Here is a 7,048-nt window from a genome sequence, read left to right as displayed (position 1 = left end):
GCGACCTCGTTGCCTATCCGGTCTTAGCATTCGTTTCCGAATGTTATCCCGGTCTTGGGGGCAGGTTGCCTACGTGTTACTCACCCGTCCGCCGCTAACTTAATCAGGAGCAAGCTCCATCATAAATCCGCTCGACTTGCATGTATTAGGCACGCCGCCAGCGTTCGTCCTGAGCCAGGATCAAACTCTCCATATAGGGTAGTTCGACTTGCTCATTTCATTGCTGGTATAACTTTTGCTTCCGCCCCGAAAGGCTTCAGCGTCCGTTTGTTTTAACGCTCGATGTTCAGTTTTCAAGGAGCAATCTTGTCTTCGCTCTCGGCCTCTTGCTCGGCGGCCTCTCAGCGGCGACTTGAATAATATATCACAGACGCCTAGAGGAATGCAAGCTAATTTTACTTATCTTATAACTTGAATATACTCCCATTTACAACCTCAGTTTCACGAAGACTGACGCAGCGCGCTATCCATCCTTAATATAAAAGAAGAGACCTGACGGCCAGCATCCGTCAGGTCTCTTCAAGCGTCCGTTAGGACGAATATACCGCGGTTATAAATAGATTTCGTTCTTTGGCAAGGTTCACGATGTCGCCGAAGATCGAGACCATAGGCCGAGTTGGATTAGCTCTATCGGTGAATACAATCTCTCCGACCCGATTGTCGTTCAATTGGACGAGCATGCCGTTGTAGAACTGCGTGTTGCGTTCGATAAAGCATTGGATCATGAGTGGATCCAGCTTGCCGAACGCTTCCTTCTGCAGCTGCTCCAGCACGTTATAAGGCGATTGGGCGTTACGGTATGCGCGTGCGGAGGTCATCGCATGGTACATATCGGCGATCGCCACGATCTTGGCATACGGGTGGATCTTGTCCCCCGTAGCCTTCATCGGATATCCGCTGCCGTCGATGCGCTCGTGATGTTGCAGCGCGGTCAGTATAATCCCCTGATTGAGCGACGTGACACCCTCCAGAAGCTTGTAACCATAGACGGTATGCTGCCGCATCTCGGTCAGCTCGTCGGTCGTGAGCCGACCGGGCTTGCGCAGGATCGTGGCGTCGATACGCGTATTGCCGATATCATGCAGCAGTCCCGACAGGGCCACCGGCACCCAATCCTTGTCCGGCAGCTTCATCCATCTGGCAAGTTGGTAGGCCGTTAGCGCCGACAGCACGCTGCCGCGAATCCAAGGCTCAGCCGCGGGATCGTAGGGCGGCATGAATGTCAGCACGTGATAATCCTCGATATGATCCAGCAGGTCCTTAAGTCCTCCGCGAATCTCGAACACGGGGAGCTTCTGCCCTGGACCCATCATGTGAAACGTATGCTTCAACAGTTTTTCCATCTTCAGAAAACTCTGATGAAGCGAGGAGAGCGGCTGCGCCTTATCTTTGTCGTCCTCAGCCGCCTCGAGCAGGTCCGAATGTTCAAGACCCGCTCGCTTAATGTCCGCTTCCGGGATGAGGTACGCCTGCAGAATCTCAAGATCGCGCGCGCTGAGCGTACGGCCCTCCGGAAACAGCACATTGCCGAATGACGTCTGTACTTCGCGCACTAATTGATCTCCTGTCTGCACTTGCGATATCGGCAGCACAGCCACGACGTCTACCTCCCCTTAGATCGCGTCCATTATTCGGAATCTTCGACGCCTTCGGTGCCTGCGCCTTCCGATTCCTCCGCATCCTCATCTTCATCCGCGTCTTCGTTGCGCGGCGCTCTGGCTACCGTCGCCACGGCATCATCGTCCTTGATGTTGATCAACTTGACGCCTTGGGTGATCCGTCCCATCGTATTGATGGTGGACATGCTCATCCGGATCAACGTGCCGCCGGAGGTCATGATCATGAGATCCTCTTCGTCCTGTACGACCTTCAGGCTCACGATCACGCCGTTCTTGTCGGTGACGTTAAGGGTCTTGATCCCCTTGCCGCCGCGGGTCTGCGTACGGTACTCGCTCAGCGGCGTACGCTTGCCGTAGCCCTTGGAGGTGACGATCAGCACCGTCTGCTCCGGATCGACGATATCCATATCGATGACTTCGTCGCCTTCGTCGAGCTGAATCCCCTTCACGCCGGTGGAGGAACGGCCCATCGAACGGACATCCTCTTCGGAGAAGCGAATCGACATGCCCTGCGCCGTCCCCATCACGACTTCACGGTTGCCGTCCGTCAGCTTGACGCCGATCAGATCGTCGTCCTCGCGCAGCAGGATCGCGATTAATCCAACCTTACGGATATTCGCATAATCGTCGAGCGGCGTCTTCTTCACGATACCGCACTTGGTCGCGAAGAACAGGTACTGATTCGGCTCGAACGACTCGACCGGGATGACCGCGTTGATCGTCTCTCCCTGTTCGATCTGAATCAGGTTGATGATCGGCGTACCCCGCGCGGTGCGGCTGAGATCCGGAATCTCGTAAGCCTTGAGACGGAACACGCGTCCCTTGTTCGTGAAGAACAAGAGGAACTGATGCGTGTTGGATACGAAGAGACGCTCGATAAAGTCGTCGTCCTTGGTATCCATGCCCACGACCCCGCGGCCGCCTCTGCGCTGGCTGCGATACGTCGATACGGGCAGACGCTTAACATACCCGGTATGCGTCATCGAGATGATGACGTCCTCGCGCGGAATGAGGTCCTCGTCGAGAATCTCCTCGTCGCTCGTCGTGATCTCCGTGCGTCGTTCGTCGCCGAACCTTTGCTTGATCTCCTCAAGCTCGTCGTGAATGATCTCGAGCACGAGTCCCTCGTCGCCCAGAATCGCCTGATACTCGGCGATCTTGACCATCAGCTCCTTGTACTCCTGCTCGATCTTCTCGCGCTCGAGTCCGGTCAGCCGCTGAAGGCGCATCTCGAGAATCGCCTGAGCCTGATCATGCGACAGGCCGAACCTCGTCATCAGTCCCTCGCGGGCTTGCTCCGTCGTCTGCGAAGCGCGGATCAGCGCGATCACTTCGTCCAGGTGGTCGAGCGCAATGCGCAAGCCCTCGAGGATGTGCGCGCGCGCCTGGGCCTTTTTGAGATCGTACTCGGTTCTGCGGCGGATGACCTCGATCTGATGCTGGATATAGTAATGCAGCACGTCGCGAATATTCAGAACCTTCGGCTCTTTGTTCACGATCGCCAGCATGTTGATGCCGAACGTCGATTGCATCGCGGTTTGCTTGTACAGATTGTTCAGAACCACGCTCGGGTTGACGTCGCGGCGCAGCTCGATGACGATCCGCATGCCGTTACGGTCGGACTCGTCGCGCAGGTCGGTGATGCCTTCGATCCGCTTGTCGCGTACGAGCTCGGCGATCTTCTCGACGAGGCGCGCTTTGACCACTTGATATGGCAGTTCGTGGACGATGATCCGCGCCTTGCCGCCGTTCTCTTCGATCTCGGCGCGCGCGCGCATCGTGACCGAGCCGCGTCCGGTGCTGTAGGCCTGGCGAATGCCCTGTCTGCCCAAGATGAAGCCCGCTGTCGGGAAGTCGGGACCCGTAATGTACTCCATGAGATCAAGCGGCGTCAGGTCCGGATTCTTGATCAGCGCTTGCGTGCCGTTGATGACCTCGGTCAAGTTATGAGGAGGTATATTGGTCGCCATGCCAACCGCGATGCCCGTCGTGCCGTTGACCAGCAGATTCGGGAAACGCGAAGGAAGCACGTCCGGCTCCTGCTCTTCGCCGTCGTAGTTCGGGACGAAGTCGACGGTCTCCTTGTTGATGTCGCGCAGCATCTCCATCGCGATCTTCGACAGGCGCGATTCCGTATAACGCATGGCGGCCGCCATGTCGCCGTCGATGGATCCGAAGTTGCCGTGGCCCTCGACGAGCATATAACGCAGCGAGAAATCCTGCGCCATCCGGACCATCGTCTGGTAGATGGACGAGTCGCCGTGCGGGTGATACTTGCCCATGACGTCGCCGACGATACGCGCGGACTTCTTGAACGGCTTGTCCGGAGACATGCCGAGCTCGGACATCCCGTACAAGATTCGGCGAAGTACCGGCTTCAGCCCGTCTCTAACGTCTGGCAGCGCGCGGCTGACGATAATGCTCATTGCGTAATCCATGAACGATTCCCGCATCTCCACGCCGATATCCCGGTCGCGGAGAGGGAAACGCTGTTCCTCGGCCATGCTGATCCTCCTTCAATATCCCTGCACTATAGTCAAATCTCCATGGTCACCCACGGCAGAAGCGTCATACTCTAAAAAAGAATGAATGAAAACATTATACCATATTGCGGGCGCGAAAGGTGGCGTGAACGCCGATGCCGATCAGGCGTATCAGCAGCAAATGGGCGAAAACCGAAGCCTTGCTGGCATCACCGGAACTGCGCGGCCTCGTGCCCGATACCCGGCCGTTCGACAAGCAGACGGTACGCGGCATGCTGGACGATTACGGCATGATCTACGTGAAGCCGGTGAACGGCACGTTCGGCCAGGGCGTCATCCGCCTGGGCAAAACGGCCGGCAACGATGAAGGCTACACGCTGCAGGCCGGCGAAAAGCAGCAGTCCTTTACAAGCTATGAAGCGATGTACGACTCGCTGCTGAAGCTCAAGCGTCCACGGACTTATCTGTCCCAGCAAGGCATCGAGCTGCTCAAGCAGAGCGGCCGAAGATTCGACTTCCGTGTCATGGTGCAGATGAGTCCGGCAGGACGATGGGAAACGACCGGCATCATCGGTAGGCTCGCCCATCCGCGCAGAATCGTGACCAACTATCATGCCGGCGGTACGCCGCTGCCGATGGAGACGCTGATGAAGGCGCATCTGGAAAACGCCGGGCGAACAAGCAGCGGTTACCGCCGGCAGCTCTCGAAGCTTGGAGTGGACGTCGCGTCGGTTCTCGGCAAGCGTTTTCCCGGATTAAAAGAGATCGGCATCGACGTCGCCGTCGACACGTCGCTGAAGCCCTGGATCCTCGAGGTCAACACCATGCCCGATCCTTTTATCTTCCTGCGGCTGCCCGACCGCAGCGTATACCGCCGGATCCGCAGATACGCTACGGCCTACGGGCGCTTCCGCCGTGCCAAGCGCGGCTCTTCGAAGTCCAAGCGGCGCAGCGGCGGCAAGCGTTAGCCGCATTAAAAAAGCATCCGCCGGACGCATCGCTGCGCCCGGCGGATGCCGAAGCCTCACACGTCCAGATTCTTGACGTACCTGGCGTACTGATGAATGAAATCCCGCCGCGGCTCGACGCTGTCGCCCATAAGCGTATCAAAAATCAGGTCGGCGCGGATCGCGTCTTCGATCCGTACCTGAAGCATCGTACGGCTGTCGGGGTCCATCGTCGTATCCCACAGCTGATCGGCGTTCATCTCGCCCAGACCCTTGTACCGCTGCACGTTGACCTTCGCGCCTTCGCCGAACTCTGCGATGATCGCATTGCGCTCGGCCTCGGACTGCGCGTATCGCACCACCTTGTTGCGCTCGATCTTATAGAGCGGTGGCTGCGCGATGTACACGAAGCCCTCCTCGATCAGGTTCCGCATGTAGCGATAGAAGAACGTGAGGAGCAGCGTGCGGATGTGGGCGCCATCGACGTCGGCATCGGTCATGATGATGATCTTGTGGTACCGCGCCTTCGCGATATCGAAGTCGTCGCCGATACCCGTGCCGAGCGCGGTGATGATCGCGCGGATCTCGGCGTTGGACAGGATCTTATCCAGCCGCGCTTTCTCGACGTTCAGGATCTTGCCCCGCAGCGGCAGAATCGCCTGGAAGTGACGATCGCGGCCTTGCTTGGCCGAGCCGCCTGCGGAGTCGCCTTCTACGATGTAAAGCTCGCTGATCGAGGCGTCCTTGGACGAACAGTCGGCCAGCTTGCCGGGCAGCGAGCTCACTTCGAGCGCGCCCTTGCGGCGGGTCAGCTCGCGCGCCTTGCGCGCCGCTTCGCGCGCGCGGGAGGCCTGCAGCGACTTGTCTACGACCTTGCGCGCGACCGCAGGGTTCTCGCCCATGAACTCGAGCAGCTTGTCGGCGAATAGCGACTCTACGATGCCGCGCGCCTCGCTGTTGCCGAGCTTGGTCTTGGTCTGCCCTTCGAACTGCGGCTCTGGAATCTTGACCGAGATGATCGCGGTCAGACCTTCGCGGCAGTCGTCGCCGGTCAGATTGGATTCATTCTCCTTGACGAAGCCCATCTTGCGCGCATAGTCGTTGACGATACGCGTGAGCGCGCTCTTGAAGCCCGACTCGTGGGTGCCGCCCTCGTGCGTGTTGATATTGTTGGCGAACGAGTAGATATTCTCCGTATAACCATCGTTGTACTGCATGGCGATCTCGACCGCGATGGCTTCCCTGGTGCCCTCGACGTAGATCGGCTGCTCGTGCAGCGCCTCGCGCGTGCGGTTCAGGTACTGCACGAATTCCTTGATGCCGCCGTCGTACTTGAACGAATCGTGCATGCTGGTCCGCTCATCGGTGAGCGTCAGTTGAATGCCCTTGTTCAAGAACGCCAGCTCGCGGATCCGCCCGACCAGCACGTCGTATTCGAATACGGTCGTCTCGGTAAAAATCTCCGGATCCGGCTTAAAGCGCGTCTGCGTACCGGTATCCTCGGTCTCGCCGATGATCTTGATATCGTACTGCGGCGCGCCGCGGCGATACTCCTGCTGGTGAATCTTGCCGTCACGCTTGACGGTGACGCTGACCCACTCGGATAACGCGTTCACGACCGAGATGCCGACGCCGTGCAGGCCGCCCGATACCTTATAGCCTTCGCCGCCGAACTTGCCGCCGGCATGGAGGACGGTCATGACGACCTCAAGGGTCGATTTCTTTAGCTTGGCGTTCTCGCCGACCGGGATGCCCCGGCCGTTGTCGATGACGGTCACGCTGTTGTCTTCATGTATAATGACGTCGACGCGGGTACAATAGCCTGCGAGAGCCTCGTCGATACTGTTGTCGACGACCTCCCAGACAAGGTGATGGAGACCCTTGCCGCTGGTCGACCCGATGTACATCCCGGGGCGCTTGCGGACGGCCTCCAAACCTTCGAGCACCTGTATCTGACTCTCATCGTAAGTGTTCTGCTGCGAATTCACGGACAAATCTT

The 7,048-nt window shown here is 58.3% G+C and carries 4 protein-coding genes and 1 rRNA gene; 1 reads left to right on the top strand and 4 read right to left on the bottom strand.

The window, feature by feature from the left end; all coding sequences use genetic code 11:
* The 3 genes from PQG80_RS10185 to gyrA all read right to left on the bottom strand — a co-directional run.
* Positions 1-196, bottom strand: a 16S ribosomal RNA gene (locus tag PQG80_RS10185); the annotation flags it as partial.
* Positions 197-530: 334 nt separating this feature from the next.
* Positions 531-1,553, bottom strand: coding sequence for an HD-GYP domain-containing protein (locus PQG80_RS10180; RefSeq protein WP_271751186.1), 1,023 nt, complete (start codon positions 1,551-1,553; stop codon positions 531-533).
* A 74-nt stretch (positions 1,554-1,627) separates the two neighbouring features.
* Complete coding sequence (gene gyrA, locus PQG80_RS10175; protein ID WP_271751185.1) at positions 1,628-4,123, bottom strand: DNA gyrase subunit A; 2,496 nt, start codon at positions 4,121-4,123, stop codon at positions 1,628-1,630.
* A gap of 134 nt (positions 4,124-4,257) precedes the next feature.
* Here gyrA and PQG80_RS10170 point away from each other — a divergent pair, with 134 nt between their 5' ends.
* Positions 4,258-5,070: a YheC/YheD family protein gene (locus tag PQG80_RS10170; protein ID WP_271751184.1), complete on the top strand. Its 813-nt coding sequence runs from the start codon at positions 4,258-4,260 to the stop codon at positions 5,068-5,070.
* Positions 5,071-5,126: 56 nt separating this feature from the next.
* On the opposite strand, the gene gyrB is transcribed toward PQG80_RS10170, so the two are convergent.
* The gene (gyrB, locus tag PQG80_RS10165) at positions 5,127-7,037 is read right to left on the bottom strand and encodes a DNA topoisomerase (ATP-hydrolyzing) subunit B (RefSeq protein ID WP_271751202.1); all 1,911 of its coding nucleotides are present in this window, start codon (positions 7,035-7,037) and stop codon (positions 5,127-5,129) included.
* Between the last annotated feature and the right edge of the window lie 11 nt (positions 7,038-7,048).

Source organism: Cohnella rhizoplanae, assembly GCF_948329515.1.
GTDB classification, from domain to species: domain Bacteria; phylum Bacillota; class Bacilli; order Paenibacillales; family Paenibacillaceae; genus Cohnella; species Cohnella rhizoplanae.
This window is presented reverse-complemented; position numbering and strand designations above follow the sequence as displayed.

What these genes read in the sequence shown, in the direction of transcription:
- PQG80_RS10170 (WP_271751184.1), top strand. Translation starts at nt 4,258, where the DNA reads ATGCCGATCAGGCGTATCAGCAGCAAATGGGCGAAAACCGAAGCCTTG.
- gyrA (WP_271751185.1), bottom strand. Translation starts at nt 4,123, where the DNA reads ATGGCCGAGGAACAGCGTTTCCCTCTCCGCGACCGGGATATCGGCGTG.